Here is a 19,340-nt window from a genome sequence, read left to right as displayed (position 1 = left end):
GTAGTTTCCTACATTGACGTTTTGTTGAAGGCGGGCCTAGGCTCCGAGCACCCGGGGTGAAAGTCTGATCGTCAGACCTCAACTTCCCCTGAGGCACGGCCTGCTCGCCATCAGCGGCTCCACCAGACACACCCGGCCCGGAGGTCCAGATGCCCCTCAGCGAGACGCCCAGCACGGCGGTGATCCGCTCCCGCCGCGTGGTCCTGCCGGACGGTGAGCGTCCCGCGGACGTCCTGGTCCGGGGCGGCCGGATCGAGCAGATCGCCGAGCACGGCGCCCTGCTCGCCGGGGACCGGCACCTGACCGACCTCGGCGACACCGCGCTGCTGCCGGGCCTGGTCGACACCCACGTGCACGTCAACGAGCCCGGCCGGACCGAGTGGGAGGGCTTCGCCACCGCCACCCGGGCGGCCGCGGCCGGCGGGGTCACCACCATCATCGACATGCCGCTCAACTCCGTCCCGCCCACCACCACGGTGGCCGGCCTGGAGGCCAAGCGGAAGACCGCCGAGGGCCAGGCCTGGGTCGACCTCGGGTTCTGGGGCGGCGCGATCCCCGGCAACGCCGGTGACCTGGCGCCGCTGCACGAGGCCGGGGTGTTCGGCTTCAAGAGCTTCCTGGCCCCCTCCGGGGTCGACGAGTTCCCGCACGTCGAGCAGGCCGACCTGGAGACGGCGCTGGCCGAGCAGGCCAGGATCGGCGCGCTGGCGATCATCCACGCCGAGGACCCGGCCGTGCTGGAGGCCGCCCCGCAGCAGCCGGGCGTGCACTACCGCGACTTCCTGGCCTCCCGCCCGGACGACGCCGAGGCCGCCGCGGTCGCCCGGCTGCTGGACACCGCGCGCCGCACCGGCGCCCGGGTGCACATCCTGCACGTCTCCTCCGCCGCCGTGCTGCCGCTGCTGGCCCAGGCCCGCGCGGACGGCGTCCGGGTCACCGCCGAGACCTGCCCGCACTACCTGACGCTGGCGGCCGAGCAGGTGCCGGACGGCGACACCGCCTTCAAGTGCTGCCCGCCGATCCGGGACGAGTCCAACCGGGACCGGCTGTGGGCGGCGCTGGCGGCCGGCGAGTTCATCGCCGTGGTGTCCGACCACTCGCCGTCCACCCCGGACCTCAAGCTGCTGCAGCGGTACGGCGGCAGCGGGGACTTCGCCGCCGCCTGGGGCGGCATCGCCTCCCTCCAGCTGGGCCTGCCGGCGGTCTGGACCGAGGCCCGCCGCCGCGGCCACGGCCTCGCCGACGTGGTCCGCTGGATGGCGGGCGGGCCGGCCGAACTGGTCGGGCTGACCGGCACCAAGGGCGCCATCGCGGTCGGCCACGACGCCGACCTGGTGGCCTTCGACCCGGACGCCGGGTTCGCCGTGCACGCCGAGGACCTGCACCACAAGAACCCCGTCACCCCGTACGCCGGGCGCACCCTCACCGGCGTGGTGCGCACCACCTGGCTGCGCGGCCGGGTGGTGGACACCGCCGGCGAGCCGTTCGGCCGCCAGATCACCCGCCGGTAGCCGGATCATCCGCCGGCAGCCGATCACCCGCCGACAGAAGGAGAGTTTCGTTGAGCACCAGTCAGACCCCGGGCGCTCCGTTCACCGAGCTGGTCAACCTGGCGTCCAGGCTGCTGGGCGCCGGCGTCGTGGCCACCAACGAGGACACCTTCGCGGACGCGGAGAACCTGCTGGTCGCCAAGGCGGCCGAGTTCCGCCCGCACACCTTCGGCCACAAGGGCCAGATCATGGACGGCTGGGAGTCCAAGCGCCGCCGCGGTGTCAGCGCCGAGCAGCCGCACCCCACCGACGAGGACCACGACTGGGCGATCGTGCGGCTCGGCGCGGCGGGCGTGATCCGCGGCGTGATCGTGGACACCGCCCACTTCACCGGCAACTACCCGGAGAGCGGCTCGGTGCAGGGCGCCTCGATCCCCGGGCAGCCCTCCCCGGCGGAGGTGCAGGCCGCCGAGTGGGTCGACCTGGTGCCCCGGACCGCGCTCCGCGGTGACACCGCCCACGAGTTCGAGGTCCACGACGGCACCCGCTACACCCACGTGCGGCTGAACATCTGGCCCGACGGCGGCGTCGCCCGCCTGCGGGTGCACGGCGAGGTGCTGCCCGACCCGCGCGAGCTGGACGGCCTCACCTTCGACCTGGCCGCCCAGGAGTTCGGCGGCGTGGCCGAGGCCGCCTCGGACCGCTACTTCTCCTCCCCGCACAACCTGAACGCTCCCGGCCGCGCCTCCGTCATGGGCGAGGGCTGGGAGACCCGGCGTCGGCGCGACAAGGCCAACGACTGGGTGCAGATCGCCCTGGCCGGGGGCGGCGAGGCCCTGGCGGCCGAGGTGGACACCACCCACTTCGTCGCCAACGCCCCCGGCTGGGCCGACCTGGTGGGCTACGACGCCTCCCGGGGCGGCGACCCGGCCACCGACCCGGACGGCTGGTTCGAGATCCTGCCCCGCACCCGCCTGCAGCCCGACACCCGGCACCGCTTCCGGCTCACCCCGGGCCGGCCCGTCACCCACGTACGGATCAACGTGTACCCGGACGGCGGCCTGGCCCGCCTGCGGCTCACCGGCCGGCTCACCGAGGACGGCCGCGCCGCGCTGGCGCTGCGCTGGTTCGACGCGCTGCCCGCCGCGGAGGCCGCCGCCGCCCTCACCGAGGCCGGACTGGACGCGGCCGAGGCCGCCGCCCTGACCGCCTCCCGCCCGCTCGCGGACGCCGCCGCGACCACCGCCGCGGTCGCTGCCCTGCAGCCGGCCGACGGCCCCGACGGCGAGCAGTCCTCGCGCCGCCGCTCGGCCGTCTGGCGCCTGCTCGGCGTCTGACGTCCCCCTCCCGACCCGCACCGCCGTAACTGAAGGACCCCCATGTCGAAGATCCTGACCACCGAGTCCGGCGCCCCGGTCGCCGACAACCAGAACTCCGCCTCGGCCGGCGAGTACGGCCCGCTGCTGATCCAGGACCAGCAGCTGCTGGAGAAGCTGGCCCGCTTCAACCGCGAGCGCATCCCGGAGCGCGTGGTGCACGCCCGCGGCTCCGGCGCCTACGGCTACTTCGAGGTGACCGACGAGGTCTCGCAGTACACCCGGGCCGACTTCCTGTCCGCGGTCGGGCGGCGCACCGAGGTGTTCCTGCGGTTCTCGACCGTGGCGGGCGCGCTGGGCTCCAGCGACGCGGTGCGCGACCCGCGCGGCTTCGCGCTGAAGTTCTACACCGCCGAGGGCAACTACGACCTGGTCGGCAACAACACCCCGGTGTTCTTCATCAAGGACCCGGTCAAGTTCCCCGACTTCATCCACTCCCAGAAGCGCGACCCGTTCACCGGCGTGCAGGAGGCGGACAACGTCTGGGACTTCTGGGCGCACTCGCCGGCCTCCACCCACCAGATCACCTGGCTGTTCGGCGACCGCGGCATCCCGGCCTCGTACCGCCACATGAACGGCTACGGCTCGCACACCTACCAGTGGGTCAACGCCCAGGGCGAGGCGTTCTGGGTGAAGTACCACTTCAAGACCAACCAGGGCATCCGCTCGCTGGACGGCGACCAGTCCGCCGAGCTGCTCGGCGCCGACGCCGACAGCCACCAGCGCGACCTGCACCAGGCCATCGAGCGGGGCGTGTTCCCGTCCTGGACGCTGTACGTCCAGCTGATGCCGGTCGCCGAGGCCGCGGACTACCGCTTCAACCCGTTCGACCTCACCAAGGTGTGGCCGCACGCCGACTACCCGCTGGTCAAGGTCGGCCGCCTGGTGCTGAACCGGAACCCGGAGAACGTCTTCGCCGAGGTCGAGCAGTCGGCGTTCTCGCCGAACAACTTCGTGCCCGGCATCGGCCCGTCCCCGGACAAGATGCTGCAGGGCCGGCTGTTCGCCTACGCGGACGCCCAGCGCTACCGCCTCGGGGTCAACCACACCCTGCTGCCGGTCAACGCCCCGAAGGCGACCGAGGCCCACAACTACGGCCGGGACGGCTACTCGGCGCTCAACAGGTCCGGCCGCGGCAAGAACTACGAGCCGAACTCCTTCGACGGCCCGGCCCAGACCGACAGCGCGCTCGCCGCGCCGGTCCGCCTGGACGGCTACACCGGCACCTACACCACGCCGGCGCACACCAAGGACGACGACTTCTTCCAGGCCGGCGAGCTCTACCGGCTGATGTCGGCCGGCGAGAAGACCCGCCTGGTCAACAACATCGCGGGCTTCCTGGCCCAGGTCAGCCGCGACGACATCATCGAGCGGAACCTGGCCCACTTCCACGCGGCCGACGAGGAGTACGGCGCCCGCCTTGAGGCGGCCGTGGCCCGGCTCCGGGCCGGCGACGAGGCCTGATTCCCGGTACCACCCTCACTCCGGCCGCCCGGGCCCCGAGCCCGGCCGGCCGGCCGCCGGACCCCTCCCCCAGGGCAGTGGGGAGGGGTCCGGCGCGTTCCCGCGCACCCCACCGGTCCCGGTGGCCGCGCTCCGGCATATGCCAGCCGACCGTGCCCCGGAGAAACCCCGCCCACCAGCGCGGATATCCCGCAGAGCCCGCCCCTGACGGTGACTCGGATGGTTACGCTGGGAGGGCCCGCGGCCGGTCCGCGCGCCACCGCGACGGAGAGGGGACGCCATGTCGGCACCGACCCGAGGCCACCAGGCCACGCTGGGCCAGGGCGGGCCCGGTCCGTACGGGGTGCTGCGGAGGGCGCTGCGCCTGCTGGAGGCGGTCGACCGGCACCCGCAGGGCGCCACCCTGGCCGACCTCGCCCGCGACCTCTCGCTCCCGGCGCCCGCCGTCCAGCGGCTGGCCGAGGAGCTGGAGACCGAGGGCTATCTGCGCCACCTGGACGGCTGCTGGACGCTCGGCGGCACCCTGGCGCTGCTCGGCCGGCAGAACCGCGAGCAGCTGATCCACGCCAAGCTGCACCTCAAACTCGGCGAGCTGCGCGACCAGTTGGGCGCGGCGGTGTACTTCGGCCGGTACCAGGACGGCGAGTTGTGCGTGGAGGCGGTGGCGACCGCCGACCACGCCCCCGCCGTCGAGGAGTGGGTCGACTTCCGGGCCACCGCGCACGCCAGCGCGATCGGCAAGTGCCTGCTCGGCCAGCTCGACCACGACGGCCGCCGCGACCACCTGGCCCGGCACCCGATCGCCCGGCTGACCGCCCGCACCATCACCGACCAGGAGCAGTTGCTGCACCGCCTGGAGCGCCAGCCGGCCACCGTCCCGGTGCTCGACATCCAGGAGTACGCGCTGGGCACGGTCTGCGCCGCCGTCCCGGTGACCGCCGGGTCCACCGTCGGCTGCCTGGCCACCTCGATGCCGGTCGCCCGGATCCACCGGCTCAAGCACGCCGCCGAGGTGCTGGCCGCGCAGGCTGCGCCGCTGATGCTGGCGATGGCGGTCTGACCGGCGGCCCGCCGGGTCCGTCCGGTCAGGGGCGCAGCAGGGTGCGCTGCCAGTCGGCCGAGCGCCGGTAGCACAGCCGTACGTGGCGGCGGCCGCGGTCGCCCTGCCAGAACTCCGCGGTGGTGGCGCGCAGGGTGTAGACGGTGTGGCCGGGGGCGACCAGGGCCGGGTCGGCGGCCAGCCGGGCGAGGGCGGCGGTGAAGTCGGCGTCGTACTCGGCGGCCGAGGCCATCGGGGCGCTCTGCGGACCGCTGAACGCGGCCGCGCGGGCGCCGGGGGAGCGGGTCAGGAACTCGGCGGCGGACACCTCGGGGGCGGCGCTCTCGACCTCGCCGCGGATCCGGACCTGGCGGCCGAGCGCGGGCCAGTAGAAGGTGAGCGCGGCCTTCGGGTTGGCCGTCAGCTGGCGGCCCTTGGGGCTGTCGGTGTCGCCGGCGAACAGCCAGCCGGCGCCCTCGGTGTCGACGTCGCGCAGGACCAGCATCCGGGCGTCCGGCCACCCTTCCGCGTCGACCGTCGACAGGGTGGCGACCTGGGGGTCCGGTACGTCGGCGGCGAACGCGCCGAGCAGCCACTCGACGAACAGCGGGCCGGGCGTGGCGGGGGCCTGGGCCGGGTCGAAGCCGGGCAGGGCGCGGTCCATCGGCGGCCGCTCCCGCAGCAGGCCGGCCACCGTGCCCGAGCCGAGTCCTTCCGGTTGCTCCACCACTGCGCCGCTCCTTCGCCTCGGTGCCCCGCTGTCGGGGGTCCGTCCCGGATCCCAGCCTATCGGCCGGTCCGGACGCTCTTCCCGGGGTGCCGGAACGTTATTAGACTGAATGTCGATAAGACTCGCAGAAACCCTTGTCCGCCGCCCTACCCGCGAGTAGGTTGCTGCTGGTCGCCGCTCCCCAGCAGGTCAGGAGGCACCCCATGCCCCGCCCCACCGCCGTGCACGACAGCCTGGTCCTGGAGCCCCGGGACGTCCATTTCGACTGGTCCGAGCTGCCCCTGCACTGGATCCCCGACGAGCCGATGGCCACCCACACCATCAACGTCCTGCACCTGCTGCTCCCCGAGGGCGAACGCTGGTTCGTCCAGGTCTTCAAGGACGCCCTGCCGTACATCACCGACGAGCAGCTGCGCGAGGAGGTGCTCGGCTTCATCGGCCAGGAGGCCATCCACGCCGAGGCGCACCAGGAGGTCCTCGACCACCTGCTCGGCCAGGGGCTCGACCCGCGCCCGTACGTGCGCCAGGTCAGCTGGCTGTTCCACCGGATCCTCGGCGAGCGCCCCGGACTGAGCGCCGCCCGGCGCCGCGAGAGCATCACCGAACGCGTCGCCTACGTCGCCGCGATCGAGCACTTCACCGCCTTCCTCGGCGACTGGGCGCTCAACTCGCCCGGCCTGGACCGCGCCGAGGCCCACCCCACCATGCTCGACCTGCTGCGCTGGCACGGCGCCGAGGAGGTCGAACACCGCAGCGTCGCCTACGACCTGATGGTCCACCTCGACCCCGGCTACTGGCGCCGGATCCGCGGCATGGCGCTGTCCGGCCCGCTCCTCACCCACCTGTGGGTGCGCGGGGTCCGCTTCCTGCTGGCCGCCGACCCCACCCTGGAGGGCCGGCTCCGGCCCACCTGGCGGCAGGCCCAGCAGATCGCCCGCCGCGGCATGCTCCCCGAGCCCGCCCGGATGGTCCGCTCCGCCCTGCGCTACCTGCGCCCCGGTTACCACCCCACCCAGGAGGGCTCCTCCAGCCAGGCCCTCGGCTACCTCGCCGCCTCCCCGGCCGCCCGCGCCGCCGCGCTGCCCCAGGCCGCACCGGAGCGCAGGGAGCCCCCGCGCCAGGGGTGACCCGCAGGAGCGACGGTGCCGCAGCTCCCGTCCCGCGGCGCTCCGCCCCCGGCCCTCGGCAGGACGTCGACCCCAAAGTGCCCCACGGTCCCAGGAACCCGCCCGCCGACGCTCCCGCCCGACGAACCGCCCGCCCGAACCGAACTCCCGTCCGGAGCCGCCCCGATGGACCCCACCACCCCGCCCCCCGACCTGTACGGGCGCCCCCGCCCGGACCGCTTCCTCCAGCGGCTGACCGCCTTCAGCGACTGGTACACCCCCAGGCTCGGCTCCCCGGGCCTGCGCCGCGGCCCCCGCCGCCCGCCCGCCCGCACCCTCCCGCCGCTGCGGCTCACCCTCGCCGCCCGCCGCCCGGTCGCCGAGGACGTGGTGGAACTCCGGCTGACCGGCCCCGCGGCCGGCCCCGCCCAGCTGCCGCCCTGGCAGCCCGGTGCCCGGCTGCTGCTCACCCTGCCCTCCGGCCGGCAGCGGCACTACTCGCTCTGCGGCGACCCGGCGGACCGCACCGCCTACCGGATCGCCGTGCGCCGGATCGCCGACGGCGGCGGTGGTTCGGTGGAGATCCACGACGAGCTGCGCCCCGGAGCCGAGCTGACGGCCCGCCGGCCCCGCAACGGATTCGCGTTCTGCGGCGAGGACGCCGTGCTGTTCCTGGCCGGCGGGATCGGGATCACCCCGCTGCTGCCGATGGTCCGCGAGGCGCAGCGGCGCGGACTCGACTGGCACCTGGTGCACACCGGCCGCACCGCCGCCGCCCTGCCCTTCACGGACGAGCTGAGCGCCCTCGACCCGGACCGGGTCGAGATCCGCACCGACGACCGGCACGGCCTCCCGGACGCCGCCGGCCTGCTCGCCCGCGCGCCCCGCGGGGCGGCCGTCTACTGCTGCGGGCCCGCCCCGATGCTCGCCGCCGTGCAGCACGCGATGGACGCCTCACCCGCCCGCGCGCTGCACTTCGAACGCTTCGGCGCCGCACCCGTGGCCGACGGCCGCCCCTTCACCCTGCGGCTGGGCGCCGACGGCCCGGAGGTGGCCGTCCCGGCCGACCGCTCCGCCCTCGACGTCGCCCGCGAGCTGCGGCCCGACCTGCCGTACTCCTGCCACCAGGGCTTCTGCGGCACCTGCGAGGTCCGCCTGCTCGCCGGGACACCCGAGCACCGCGACCGCCGCCTCACCCCCGAGGCCCGGGCCGCCGGAGCACTGCTGCCCTGCGTCTCCCGGGCCGCGGAGGGCGAGACGCTCGTCCTCGACGTGTGAGACCCGCGCGCCGGGCGGGCCCACCGACCGCCCTGAGCGCTCGACGCGCCCGACGCGCCCGACGCGTGCCCCCGCCCGGAGCCGCCACCCACCAAGCCCCGCCGCCAAGGAGTAGCCGGATGCCCATGCCCGCCTTCCCGTACCGCGAGCACGACCTCGCCCGCTTCCGGGAGACCCAGCAGCTCGCCTACCACTGCGCCGAACAGGTCGCCGCCTGGATCGAACCCGGCGTCACCGAACGCCAGGCCACCGCCGAGCTGCGCCGCCGCCTGGTCGGCGCCGGGGTGCAGGACTTCTTCCACGTCCCGTTCGCCTGGTTCGGCGACCGCACCGCGTTCCGGCACTTCCACACCCCGCTGCAGTTCTTCGCCGGCAGCCGCCGGCTGGAGGAGGGCATGCCGTACGTCCTGGACTGCGCGCCCGTGGTCGACGGCTACACCGCGGACATCGGCTACGGCGGCAAGGTCGGCGACAACCCGGTCTGGGACCGGCTCGCCCGCGACCTCCAGGTCTACCGGGAGCTGATCCTGCGCGAGGTGAAGGCCCGCAAGCCGCTCGACCAGGTGTACGCCGCCGTCGACGCCCAGATCGCCGCGCACGGCTACGACAACCGGCACCGGGTCTACCCCGGCCGGGTGATCGGCCACCAGGTCACCCGGACCACCTCGCGCGGACCGGCCGGGGTCAGCCTGTTCGGCTTCGGGGTGCGTACGCTCCAGACCCTCGGCCGGGAGCTGATCGGCGAACGCCTGCACGGCCGCTCGCCGCTGTGGGCCGACGGCCGGGCCTCCCGGCACGCGCCCACCCCCGGACTGTGGGCGGTGGAGCCGCACATCGGCTTCCGCGAGGTGGGCATCAAGTTCGAGGAGCTGCTGGTGGTCACCGAGGACGACGCCTACTGGCTCGACGACGACCTTCCGCACGTACGGCGCTGGACGGCCCTGAACGCCGCCGAGCCCGCCACCACCGACCGGTTCCGCCCGCAGGAGGCCCGATGACCGTCCGCCGCCGCACCGTCCACTCCGGTGGCCTGCCGCTCGCCGTGTTCGAGCAGGGCGACCCGGCCCACCCGACCGTCATCCTGGTGCACGGCTACCCCGACACCCACGCCGTCTGGGACGACGTCGCCGCCGACCTCGCCGCCGACCACCACGTGGTGCGCTACGACGTCCGCGGCGCCGGACAGTCCGGCGTCCCGGCCGCCCGCAGCGGCTACCGGCTGGAACTGCTCGCGGCCGACCTGTTCGCGGTCGCCGACGCGGTCAGTCCGCAGGCGCCGGTGCACGTGGTCGCCCACGACTGGGGCTCGGTGCAGTCCTGGGAGGCCGTCACCGAACCGGGCGCCGACAGCCGGATCGCCTCCTACACCACCATGTCCGGGCCCTCGCTGGACCACACGGGCTTCTGGATCCGGCACCGGCTGCGCCGCCCCACCCCGCGCCACCTGCGGCAACTGCTGGTCCAGGGTGCCCACTCCTGGTACATCACCGCCTTCCACCTGCCGGTGCTCGCGCCCGCAACCTGGCGGCTGTGGCTGGCCCGCGCCTGGCCGCGGATCCTGCGCGACCTGGAGGCCGTCACCCCGCGGCCCGGCCACCCGCAGGCGACCCTGCGGCAGGACGCGGTCCGCGGCCTCGAGCTGTACCGGGCCAACATGCGGCCCGCCGTCCGCAACCCGCGCGAGCGTCCCACCGAGGTCCCGGTCCAGCTCGTCACCCTGCAACGCGACCACTACGTCTCGGACTTCCTGTCCGAGGGCCTGGAGCGCTGGGTGCCCCGGCTGACCAGGCGGACCCTGAACGCGACCCACTGGTCGGCCCTCCTGGAGAAAGGCCCCGCCGTGGCCGCACTCGTCCGCGACTTCGCCGCCCGCACCGCCGCGGGCCACCCCCAGGGCCCGCCGGACACCGGCCGGCTGGCCGTGGTCACCGGCGGCGGCAGCGGCATCGGCCGGGCCACCGCACTCGCCTTCGCCGAGCGCGGCACCCGGGTCGTGGTCGCCGACCTCGACCTGGACTCCGCCCGCCGCACCGCCGAACTCTGCACCCTGGTCGGCGCCCCCTCGCACGCCTACCCGCTGGACGTCAGCGACGGCGCCGCCGTGGACGCCTTCGCGCTGCAGGTCGCAGCCGAGCACGGGGTGCCGGACGTGGTGGTCAACAACGCCGGCATCGGCCACTCCGGCACCTTCCTGCAGACCACCGAGAAGGAGTGGCAGCGGGTCCTGGACGTCAACCTCTGGGGGGTCATCCACGGCTGCCGGGCGTTCGGCAAGCTGATGGTCGAACGCGGCGAGGGCGGACACATCGTCAACCTCGCCTCGGCCGCCGCCTACCTGCCCTCCAAGGTGCTCGCCGCGTACGCCACCAGCAAGGCCGGCGTGCTGATGCTCTCGGACTGCCTGCGCGCCGAACTCGCCCCGCACGGCATCGGTGTCTCGGCGATCTGCCCGGGCATCGTCAACACCAACATCACCCGCACCTCCACCTTCTCCGCCGTCGGCGCCGCCGAACAGGCCGCCAAGCAGCAGCGGGCCGCCAAGCTGTACGCCCGCCGGGGATTCCCGCCCGAGAAGGTGGCCGCCGAGATCGTCCGCGCCGTCGACACCGGCAAAGCCGTCGTCCCGGTCACCGTCGAGGCCAAGGCCGCCCGGCTGCTCGGCCGGCTCTCCCCGGGCCTGCTGCGCCTGGCCGCCCGCCTGAACGTGGGCTGACCTCACTCGGCGCCGGGGCCCGCCCCGGCCTCGGCGGCGAGCTCGGCCCGGGCCCGGCCGCGCATCCGGCGCACCGTCACCGAGCACCCGTACGCCTTGGCGACCCGGCAGAGCCAGGCGGCCTCGACGTCCGGGTCGGCCGGCATCTGGGGCGGGAGGTAGCCGCCCGGGGCGGCCGATCCGGGCCGGCCGGCCGCCGCGGCCTCGATCGCGGCGGCGAGCACCGCGGCCTCCACCGTCGCCGCCAGCCGGCCCGGATCGGCGCGTTCGTGGCGGGTCGCCTCGGCGGCCGCCCGCTCGGCGACCTCCGGCCGCAGGTGGGCGCGCAGGGCGAGCTGGCCGTCGCGGATCTCGATCACCCTCCGGTAGAGCGCGAACTCGGCGTCCGTGGACCGCCGGTGGCCGCCGGCCGCCCCGGCGGCGTCGAACGCGATCTCCGGGACGGCGGTCCGCAGCGCCGCCCACAGCGGGGCCAGCCTGCGGTACCGGTACCAGGCCCGCAGCCGGCGCAGCGGCCGGGCCGGCAGCCCGGCCCAGGCGGTCAGGGTGGCGCCGCCGATGCCCAGGGTGAGCGCCAGCACGCTGGCGGTGGCGGAGACGTGGTCCTCCCGGGTGAGCTGGTGGCCGGTGGTGAGGGCGTCCAGCAGCGGGCCGATGCTCAGCACCGCCCAGACCAGTCCGACCGCGGCCCCGGCCAGGACCAGCCGCAGCCCGGTCCGCAGCAGCCGGTCCCGCACCTGCCGCGCGGCCCGGCCGATCAGCAGCAGGAAGACCGCCAGGCACCAGGTGGCGTGGGCGGTGAACAGCGCGTTGTAGCAGGTCAGGGTGGGCCGCCCGGGCGGGTCCACGTACAGGCCGCCGGTCGCGGGCGTCGGATGGGCGAGCAGGAACGCGGCGGCGCCGGCCGCCATCACCGCCAGCGTGCCGATCGCCTGGCGGATCATCAGCCGCCGGCCGCGCCGCGGCGGTTCGACGGACAGGGCGAGCAGGGCGAGGAAGCCCTGGGCGGCGATCTTGAGTTCGCCGCCGATCAGGGCGAGGGCGAGCGCCCAGGGGGGCCGGCCGTGGGCGGCGGCCGAGGCCGAGGGGGAGAGCGCCGCCATCGCCACGGCCATGCAGAGCGCGAACGCGACCAGGTACAGCGTCCCGGCGGCGGGCCGGGTGCCGCGGACCTGGTGGAGCCGGAAGCCGATGCCGAGCAGGGCGATCACACACGCGGCGGCGGCCGCGAGGTCGATCACGGGCAGGAACCCCAGCGGGCCGGCCGGTCGAAGATCGAGCCCAGCCGCCCGGCGGGGCCCTGTTCGCCGGGCGGTCCCGGCGGCACGGCCGGTCTGGCCCGGCTGGCCCGGTGCAGGGCGAGCGAGGCGAACAGCTCGGCCTCCTGCTCCTGCACCTCGGTGTAGACCGTCCGCCCGAGCACCCGGCGGATCAACTCACCGGACAGGTGCGGGAAGAGCGGTCCGGCGGTGGTGCCGTCCGGGCCGCCGGGGCCGCCGCGGTGGCCGCACAGCAGGTGCCCGACCTCGTGCAGCACGATGTGCTGCTGGTGCAGCGGGGTGGTGTCGGTGGGGAAGCCGATGTAGTCGGCCCGGTCGGTGCTGACCAGGACCCCGCAGGGGGCCCGGACCCCGGCCGGCAGCGGGATCAGCTCGATCGGCCGGCCGAGCTGCTCGGACAGCGCGCCGAGGAACCCGGCGATCTCGAAGGGCACGGGCAGCGGGGCGTCGGCGACCAGCTGCTGACACCGGCGCCAGAGCCTTCTGCCGTCGCGGTCCGCCCATGCCATCGCGCCACTCCCACCCTGCCGTCCGGTCGACCACCCCCGATGATCCTAGGCGCGGGCGCCGGACCGGAGATATCACTCGGACCGCTGGGATCTGGCCTCTCTGCGGGCGATCGCCTCGATCATGTCGCTGATGGTGCCGAGCCCTTCGGGCGACAGGGTGACGGCGCGCAGCGCGACCTCCCGGACGCCGGCGTTGCGCATCGCACCGAGCAGCGCCAGCTCCTCGGTGATCTTGTCGCTCTGCTCGTCGTCGAAGAAGTACGAGGGCGGGACCTGGAAGAACTGCGCCAGCGACTCCAGGTGACGCTTGGTCGGGTTGTCCCGCCGGCCGGTGCGCAGCTGCCAGAGGTAGGTGGCCGAAAATGTCTCCCCGCTGGCCTCCCGACAGGCCCTGGCGACCTCCTCGTGGCTGTACGGCTCGCCACTCGGACGGCGGACGACCTGGAAAAGCCGGTCGATCCGGTCGCTGAGTGTGGGCGGGTCAAGGTCCGGACCAGTCAAAGCGCCTCCCTCACGGGTCCCACGCCGGCCGGTTGAGCACAGCTGGTGTCAGGGTTGTTCCCGGGACATCGTAGTTGGCGCCGGCCGGGCGCGGATACCGTGGGTGGTGCGGGCCAGGTGCGGAGTTGGTGCGGATCAAGCGGCTTTCGAGTGTCGCGTCCCAGGTGGCCGCCGGGTCGCCGGCGGGCCGTCAGGTGCCGGTCGGGCGGCGGTGGCGCGGTGGTCGCCGGCCGCTCGGCGCACCGTCACCGGCTGTTCAGGCACAGCTCCCGCTCGGCCCGGACGTCCGGGTCGTCGTCCTCGGCCAGCAGCGCGTCCAGCAGCTCGAGTGCGGCGTCGCTCCGGCCGGACTCGCGCAGCGCCACGGCCAGGTTGAAGCGGATCTCCGGGTCGGGGGAGAGTTCGGCGGCGCGGCCCAGGTCGGCGACGGCCGCGGGCAGGTCGCCGCGCTCGTAGCCGAGCGCCCCGCGCAGCGCCCAGCCGGGGGCGTAGTCGGGGTCGGCCTCCAGGGCGCGTCCGAGCGCCTCGAGGGCCTGTTCGGTGTTGTCCGCGTCGAGGTGCAACTGTGCTTTGAGGCAGAGGAGTTCGGCGCTGTCCGGGGTCAGTTCCAGGCCGTCGCGGACGTCCTGCCAGGCGGCCTCGGCCTCGCCGAGGGCGAGCAGCAGTCCGGCCCGGTTGAGGTGGGCGTCGGGGAACGCCGGGTCCAGCTCCAGGACGTACCCGAAGTCGGCCACCGCGCCTTCCAGGTCGCCGAGTTCGGAGCGCACGTCGGCGCGGTTGTAGTACGCCTCGGGGAACGGCGGGGAGAGCCTGACGGCCTGCTCGAAGTCGGCCAGTGCCTCGGCCGGGCGCCCGAGGCTGCGGTGCGCCAGCCCCCGGTCGAAGTGGTACTCCGCGTAGTTGGGGTCGAGTGTGATCACCTCGGTGAAGTCGGCGATCGACTCGGCGTGCATTCCGAGCTGGCCGGTCACCTGGGCGCGGTTGTGCCGCAGCACCGAGCGGTGCAGGGCGTGCTCGTCCGGGGCGAGGGTCTCGTCCAGCTTGGCCAGGCACTCGTCGAGCAGGGTGAGGGCGCCGGCCAGGTTGCCCTGGTGCATCTCGATCAGGGCCAGCCCGTTGCGGTTGAAGACGGCGCGGGCGACCCGCTCCTTGGGGTCGGGCATCTGTTCGGCGAGCGCGATGGCCTGGTTGATCCAGCCGCGGGCGAGCAGGTGGTCGCGCTGGGTGGCGTCGAAGTGTCGGGTGTAGAGCATCGAGGTGGCGTAGGCGGCCTGCATGTGGACCACCGGGTGGGTGGTGACCGCCCGGGCCTCGGTGTAGAACGGCAGCGAGCGCTCGGGCAGGCCGAGGGCGGCGAAGGAGGTCGTCATCTTGGTGGTGAAGGCCCACCAGGCGTCCAGGTCCTCGTCGGGCCGCACCAGGGTCAGCCCGCGCTCCCCGAGTTCCACCGTGGCGTGGTAGAAGCCCAGGTCGATGCAGGTGTCCAGGGCCCGGCGCAGGGTGGTGACGGCGGCCGGCCGGTCGCTGCCGTACTGGGCGTGCCAGGTGAGGGCGCCGAGTGCGAGCGACTCCTGGTCCAGGGCGGCCAGTTCGAGCTGCCGCCGGTCGTGCAGGGCGGCGCGGCGCTCGGCGGGCAGCGCCCGGTAGGCCTCGGCGAGCCGGGGGTCGTCGGCGGTGCCGTCGCTGTCGACCCAGGCGCGGGCCGGGTCGGCGGGCAGCGCGGGCGGCGGCCCGTCCACGTCGAGCACGGCGCAGTGCGCGGCCAGGGCCGCGGGCAGCGGCGCCTCGGTGGGCCCGTCGACCGCGGCGGGCCCCGCGGCGTCGGTGACCGCGACCACCGTGATCAGCGCGGGGTCGGCGCGGCGCAGCAGGACCGCGACGAACTCCTGGTCGGTCGGGTCGGCGTGCTGGAGGTCCTCGACCACCAGGGTGCGCGGGCCGTCGTCCAGGCTGCGGGCGTACGCGGTGAGGAACTCGACCAGGCCGTGGCTGAGCCGCAGGGTGCGCAGCCGGGAGTAGAAGCGGGTGCGCTCCTTGGGGATGGCCAGCGAGGTCAGGGTCTCGCGGGTGGCCTGCACGGTGCGGCGCAGTTCCGGTGCGGCGGAGAGGATCTCCACGTCGTGGCGGGCGACCGCGTCGGGGCAGCGTTCCAGGGCGTCGGGGACCACCGCCCGCAGCAGGGAGCCGACGGCGGTGTACGGCCCGCGCAGCCGTCGGTGGGCGCTCACGGTGGCCAGCACGGGCGGCAGGTCCAGGCCGGGGCGGGCGGCGTCGGCCGCGCTGCGGTGGGTGGCCCGGATCCAGTGGTGCCGGTGCTCGGCCATGACGGTGCTGCCTTTCGGACGGGAACGGTGGTTGCGGGGGCGGGCGGCGGTCAGCCGGCCGCGGCGGCCCGGGCGGCGCGGCGGTCGCGCACCGCGATGGCGGCGGCGACGGCCAGCTGGGCGCCGCTGAGGGCCAGCACGGTGACGGAGTCGACCAGTTCGACGACGGAGGTGCTGCCGGTGAACCGGCCCAGCACCCCGACGACCACGTGGTAGGCCATCGGGACGGCGGCGGTGGCGCCGAGCAGCAGGGTGAACGTGTAGCCGAGCACCATCAGCCAGCTGTACCAGCGGGCGACCCGCAGGTCGGTGGGGTGCAGGTGGGTGTCGTCGGCGCGGGGGCGGCCGGTGAGCCGGCGGATCCGGTCGCGCAGCACGTGCTTGGCGGCGGTGTGCAGGTCGACGCAGCCGAGCACGGTGGTCATCAGCAGGTAGAGGTCGGTGCGCAGGTAGAACAGCAGCTGCCAGGCGAGCCGCAGCACGGTGGCGTAGGCGAGGGCCAGGCACAGGCCGGCGGCGAGCGGGAAGCTGCCGTCGGGCCGGCGGAGCAGGTCGGCGGCCAGGGTCAGCGCGGCGAGTGCCAGGACGTCCGCCAGCATGCCGGCCAGGATCGGCAGGTACCGCTGCCGGCGGGGGACGGCGACCAGCCCGTCCATCGAGGTCTCGGCGACCACGTAGTAGAGCCGGCGGCCGAGCCGGAAGTGCGAGTGCAGGCCGATCCGGCGTCCGGCCAGCGCGTGGAAGGCCTCGTGCAGCGCGATCAGCGGGGTCTGGCCGGCCAGCAGGAACAGGGCGATCACGCTGTAGTACGGGGTGAAGAAGATGTGGTGGAAGTCGGGGAGCAGGTCCGGTGTGCGGACGCTCTCGACCAGCCACAGGACGGTCAGCGCGGCGTAGCAGACCCAGGCGGCCGGGCCGAACAGCGCCTTGCCCAGCCGCTGGTGGCGGACCGGGCGCAGCTCGGCGGCGCGCTCGCCGTCGGCGAGCAGGAATCCCAGCTCGTCCAGGGAGTCGAGCAGGTCCTGGATGTCGACGTCCTCGCCCCAGCGTTCGCGGTACGCGGCGGCGGCCCGGTTCGGCGGTGTGCCTTCGGCCAGCAGGTGGACCAGGTAGGCGCCGTCCACCGGGAGCACCACGTAGGTGTCGGTGTCGGCGCGGCCGACGACCACGTCCTCGCCCTCGGGGTGGAAGACCAGGGGGTGCATCGGCTGGGGCCGGTCGAGCGGGCTCGGCGCGGTTTCGCTGTCCGGACGGGCTGGCAAGGGTTCCTCCTGCGCGCGGGGACGGCCGAGCCGGGCCATCCGCGGATCCGGCGGACGGCCCGGTCGGGGCCGAGGTCAGACCTGGGCGACGATGATGCAGGACCACGGCGCGTAGAGCGCCTTGGCGGCGCTGGTCATGCGGACCGGGCCGGACTTGCGGATGGCGATCTTCTTCATGCGAAAGCACCCCTTTCTCGGGTACGGGTGACGGCGGGAAGCCGGTCAGACGGCGACGACGATGCAGTCCCACGGCGCGTACAGGGCCTTGGCGGCGCTGGTCATGCGGACCGGGCCGGACTTGCGGATGACGATCTTCTTCATGCTGTTCACCTCCTCGGGCGGAGACGAGTGACGAAGGACGGCTGAAATGAACGTCCGTTTGACGGACAGTCATTTCGGCTGGCTCAGCATGGCGGTGGCCGCTCAAGCGTGTCAACGGATGTGAATGGAGATGTCGCCATGTTTCATCTCCGATCATGGGGGGAGGGGGAGAGGCGGAGGTGGGAGGGCATGGGAAAAGCCCGACGCGCTTGCCGCGTCGGGCTGGTGACGATGTGTCAGGCGGAGGGGCCGGGGGGTGGGTCAGCCGGTGCCGAGCCGGTCGATCCCGGTCGCCAGATCCTCGGCGTTCATGCACGGGAAGACGGTGACCTCGGCGTTGAACTCCAGCCAGAACGGCTCGCAGAGCGGCACCACGGCCGCCGGGTCCGCCAGGTCGACCACCAGCGTGAGCGCACGGCGGCCGGCGTACGGGTGGAAGTAGGCGGCTTCCGGCTTCAGGGTGCTCAGGATCTTCTCCACCGCGGCGGTCATCCCGCCGTCCGCGATCAGCCGGTTGCAGACCTCGGTGTCGAGTTCGACCTGGATCATCGTGCGCATCGTCGGGCGTCCTTCCGCTGCGGGCGGCGGCCGGCGGGCGCGCGGGTACGACGGGCGGGGCCCGGCCGGTACCGCCGGGGATGGCGACCGGCCGGCCATGGCGGCCGGACGGGTCCTCGCCCACCAGTGTCCCGCCGGGCCGGTCGCGGCGCAGGTCGGTCAGGCCGCGTGCGAGCGCCGGCGGGCCCGGGGCTGCTCGGCCTCGGCCCGGGCCAGGTCGTGGTGGATCGGGCCCTGGCCGGCCGACAGCGGCAGGCAGCTGCCGCCGCGCCGGTGCGCGACGATCTCCGCGGCCACCGACACGGCGGTCTCCTCCGGCGTGCGGGCCCCGAGGTCCAGGCCGATCGGCGAGCGCAGCCGCCCGATCTCGGCGTCGGTCAGGCCCACCTCGCGCAGCCGGGCGTTGCGGTCCCGGTGGGTGCGGCGCGACCCCATCGCGCCGACGTACCCGACCGGCAGCCGCAGCGCACGCTCCAGCAGCGGGATGTCGAACTTGGCGTCGTGGGTGAGCACGCAGAGCACGGTACGGCCGTCGATCCGGTCCAGCTGGGAGTCCAGGTAGCGGTGCGGCCAGTCGACCACCACCTCGTCGGCGTCCGGGAAGCGGCGCTCGGTGGCGAAGACCGGGCGGGCGTCGCAGACGGTCACCCGGTAGCCGAGGAACTTGCCGATCCGGACCACGGCGGCGGCGAAGTCGATGGCACCGAAGACCAGCATCCGCGGGGCCGGCACGTAGGACTCGACGAACAGCGTGACGGTGCCCCGGCCCTCGTCGCAGGGGCGCCCGTCCAGACCCAGCTCGAGGCGGCCGGTGCGGCCGGCGTCCAGCATCGCCCGGGCCTCGGCGACCGCGGACCGCTCCAGGGCGGCCGTGGTGGAGGGCGCGGGGGAGAGCGAGCCGTGGTGGGTCCCGGCGGTGACGGCGACGGTGGCGCCGAGCAGCCCGGCCGGTCCGTCGATCACCCGGGCGAGCGCCACCGGGGTGCCGGAGGCGATGTACGCGATCCCGGCGTCCAGCGCGGCATCGGCGCCCGGCACGACCGGCTGGACGAAGACGTCCAGGATCCCGCCGCAGGTCAGACCGACCGCGAAGGCGTCCTCGTCACTGAAGCCGAACCGCTGCAGCACCGGCTCGCCGCTCTCCAGGGCCTCCTGGCACAGCTCGTACACCGCGCCCTCGACGCAGCCGCCGGAGACCGAGCCGATCGCCTCGCCGGCGGCGTCCACGGCCAGCGCCGCACCCGGGTCGCGCGGCGCGCTCCCCGAGACGCCGACCACGGTGGCCACCGCGAAGGAGCGCCCGGCGGCGTGCCAGGCGTGCAGCTGCTCGGCGATGTCCTGCATGTCCGGTGCTCCTTACCAGTCCAGTGTGCACGGTGTACGGGGGTG

Annotated in this window: 16 protein-coding genes; 8 read left to right on the top strand and 8 right to left on the bottom strand. The window is 74.7% G+C overall.

The features are described 5' to 3' along the window. The first annotated feature begins 149 nt into the window (after nucleotides 1–149). The 4 genes from allB to AC2TEW_RS06780 all read left to right on the top strand — a co-directional run bounded on the left by allB (nucleotide 150) and on the right by AC2TEW_RS06780 (nucleotide 5,390). A complete protein-coding gene (gene allB / locus AC2TEW_RS06795) occupies nucleotides 150–1,511 on the top strand; it encodes an allantoinase AllB (protein WP_484622419.1) in 1,362 nt (453 codons plus the stop codon). Between the two features lie 50 nt (nucleotides 1,512–1,561). Then, on the top strand, nucleotides 1,562–2,827 hold the full coding sequence (alc, locus tag AC2TEW_RS06790; RefSeq protein WP_484622418.1) for an allantoicase: 1,266 nt from the start codon (nucleotides 1,562–1,564) through the stop codon (nucleotides 2,825–2,827). 42 nt (nucleotides 2,828–2,869) lie between these two features. Beyond that, complete coding sequence (locus tag AC2TEW_RS06785; protein ID WP_484622417.1) at nucleotides 2,870–4,330, top strand: catalase; 1,461 nt, start codon at nucleotides 2,870–2,872, stop codon at nucleotides 4,328–4,330. Nucleotides 4,331–4,610: 280 nt separating this feature from the next. Continuing rightward, complete coding sequence (locus AC2TEW_RS06780) at nucleotides 4,611–5,390, top strand: IclR family transcriptional regulator (RefSeq protein WP_484622416.1); 780 nt, start codon at nucleotides 4,611–4,613, stop codon at nucleotides 5,388–5,390. Nucleotides 5,391–5,415: 25 nt separating this feature from the next. On the opposite strand, the gene AC2TEW_RS06775 is transcribed toward AC2TEW_RS06780, so the two are convergent. After that, on the bottom strand, nucleotides 5,416–6,099 hold the full coding sequence (locus tag AC2TEW_RS06775) for a pyridoxine/pyridoxamine 5'-phosphate oxidase (RefSeq protein ID WP_484622415.1): 684 nt from the start codon (nucleotides 6,097–6,099) through the stop codon (nucleotides 5,416–5,418). A 203-nt stretch (nucleotides 6,100–6,302) separates the two neighbouring features. On the opposite strand from AC2TEW_RS06775, the gene AC2TEW_RS06770 reads away from it, so the two are divergent. The 4 genes from AC2TEW_RS06770 to AC2TEW_RS06755 all read left to right on the top strand — a co-directional run bounded on the left by AC2TEW_RS06770 (nucleotide 6,303) and on the right by AC2TEW_RS06755 (nucleotide 11,196). Next, nucleotides 6,303–7,226, top strand: a complete 924-nt coding sequence (locus tag AC2TEW_RS06770; RefSeq protein WP_484622414.1) for a metal-dependent hydrolase — start codon at nucleotides 6,303–6,305, stop codon at nucleotides 7,224–7,226. Between the two features lie 165 nt (nucleotides 7,227–7,391). Further along, nucleotides 7,392–8,483, top strand: coding sequence for a PDR/VanB family oxidoreductase (locus AC2TEW_RS06765; RefSeq protein ID WP_484622413.1), 1,092 nt, complete (start codon nucleotides 7,392–7,394; stop codon nucleotides 8,481–8,483). A 119-nt stretch (nucleotides 8,484–8,602) separates the two neighbouring features. Beyond that, on the top strand, nucleotides 8,603–9,481 hold the full coding sequence (locus tag AC2TEW_RS06760; RefSeq protein ID WP_484622412.1) for a M24 family metallopeptidase: 879 nt from the start codon (nucleotides 8,603–8,605) through the stop codon (nucleotides 9,479–9,481). Beyond that, nucleotides 9,478–11,196 carry an SDR family oxidoreductase gene (locus AC2TEW_RS06755; RefSeq protein WP_484622411.1) on the top strand — a complete coding sequence of 573 codons (1,719 nt, stop codon included), beginning with the start codon at nucleotides 9,478–9,480 and terminating at the stop codon, nucleotides 11,194–11,196. Before AC2TEW_RS06760 ends, AC2TEW_RS06755 begins: the two co-directional genes overlap by 4 nt. Nucleotides 11,197–11,198: 2 nt before the next feature. On the opposite strand, the gene AC2TEW_RS06750 is transcribed toward AC2TEW_RS06755, so the two are convergent. From AC2TEW_RS06750 to AC2TEW_RS06720, 7 genes are all read right to left on the bottom strand, one after another. Then, a complete protein-coding gene (locus tag AC2TEW_RS06750) occupies nucleotides 11,199–12,437 on the bottom strand; it encodes an MAB_1171c family putative transporter (protein ID WP_484622410.1) in 1,239 nt (412 codons plus the stop codon). Then, complete coding sequence (locus AC2TEW_RS06745) at nucleotides 12,434–12,985, bottom strand: ParH-like protein (RefSeq protein WP_484622409.1); 552 nt, start codon at nucleotides 12,983–12,985, stop codon at nucleotides 12,434–12,436. Before AC2TEW_RS06745 ends, AC2TEW_RS06750 begins: the two co-directional genes overlap by 4 nt. A 72-nt stretch (nucleotides 12,986–13,057) precedes the next feature. Next, entirely contained in the window at nucleotides 13,058–13,486 is a 429-nt protein-coding gene (locus AC2TEW_RS06740) for a helix-turn-helix domain-containing protein (RefSeq protein ID WP_033822159.1), read from the bottom strand. A gap of 245 nt (nucleotides 13,487–13,731) precedes the next feature. Then, nucleotides 13,732–15,810 carry a tetratricopeptide repeat protein gene (locus AC2TEW_RS06735; protein WP_484622408.1) on the bottom strand — a complete coding sequence of 693 codons (2,079 nt, stop codon included), beginning with the start codon at nucleotides 15,808–15,810 and terminating at the stop codon, nucleotides 13,732–13,734. Between the two features lie 50 nt (nucleotides 15,811–15,860). Next, on the bottom strand, nucleotides 15,861–17,072 hold the full coding sequence (locus AC2TEW_RS06730; RefSeq protein ID WP_484622407.1) for a hypothetical protein: 1,212 nt from the start codon (nucleotides 17,070–17,072) through the stop codon (nucleotides 15,861–15,863). 582 nt (nucleotides 17,073–17,654) lie between these two features. After that, a complete protein-coding gene (locus AC2TEW_RS06725) occupies nucleotides 17,655–17,951 on the bottom strand; it encodes a hypothetical protein (protein WP_484622406.1) in 297 nt (98 codons plus the stop codon). A 159-nt stretch (nucleotides 17,952–18,110) separates the two neighbouring features. Further along, nucleotides 18,111–19,295: an XdhC family protein gene (locus AC2TEW_RS06720; protein ID WP_484622405.1), complete on the bottom strand. Its 1,185-nt coding sequence runs from the start codon at nucleotides 19,293–19,295 to the stop codon at nucleotides 18,111–18,113. Nucleotides 19,296–19,340 lie beyond the last annotated feature (45 nt).

The organism is Kitasatospora sp. NEAU-CNBT7 (assembly GCF_057220535.1).
The sequence above is the reverse complement of the archived record's forward strand: the minus strand, read 5'-3'. Positions and strand labels throughout refer to the sequence as shown.

What these genes read in the sequence shown, in the direction of transcription:
- allB (WP_484622419.1), top strand. Translation starts at nt 150, where the DNA reads ATGCCCCTCAGCGAGACGCCCAGCACGGCGGTGATCCGCTCCCGCCGC.
- AC2TEW_RS06785 (WP_484622417.1), top strand. Translation starts at nt 2,870, where the DNA reads ATGTCGAAGATCCTGACCACCGAGTCCGGCGCCCCGGTCGCCGACAAC.
- AC2TEW_RS06780 (WP_484622416.1), top strand. Translation starts at nt 4,611, where the DNA reads ATGTCGGCACCGACCCGAGGCCACCAGGCCACGCTGGGCCAGGGCGGG.
- AC2TEW_RS06770 (WP_484622414.1), top strand. Translation starts at nt 6,303, where the DNA reads ATGCCCCGCCCCACCGCCGTGCACGACAGCCTGGTCCTGGAGCCCCGG.
- AC2TEW_RS06765 (WP_484622413.1), top strand. Translation starts at nt 7,392, where the DNA reads ATGGACCCCACCACCCCGCCCCCCGACCTGTACGGGCGCCCCCGCCCG.
- AC2TEW_RS06760 (WP_484622412.1), top strand. Translation starts at nt 8,603, where the DNA reads ATGCCCATGCCCGCCTTCCCGTACCGCGAGCACGACCTCGCCCGCTTC.
- AC2TEW_RS06755 (WP_484622411.1), top strand. Translation starts at nt 9,478, where the DNA reads ATGACCGTCCGCCGCCGCACCGTCCACTCCGGTGGCCTGCCGCTCGCC.
- AC2TEW_RS06745 (WP_484622409.1), bottom strand. Translation starts at nt 12,985, where the DNA reads ATGGCATGGGCGGACCGCGACGGCAGAAGGCTCTGGCGCCGGTGTCAG.
- AC2TEW_RS06735 (WP_484622408.1), bottom strand. Translation starts at nt 15,810, where the DNA reads ATGGCCGAGCACCGGCACCACTGGATCCGGGCCACCCACCGCAGCGCG.
- AC2TEW_RS06725 (WP_484622406.1), bottom strand. Translation starts at nt 17,951, where the DNA reads ATGCGCACGATGATCCAGGTCGAACTCGACACCGAGGTCTGCAACCGG.
- AC2TEW_RS06720 (WP_484622405.1), bottom strand. Translation starts at nt 19,295, where the DNA reads ATGCAGGACATCGCCGAGCAGCTGCACGCCTGGCACGCCGCCGGGCGC.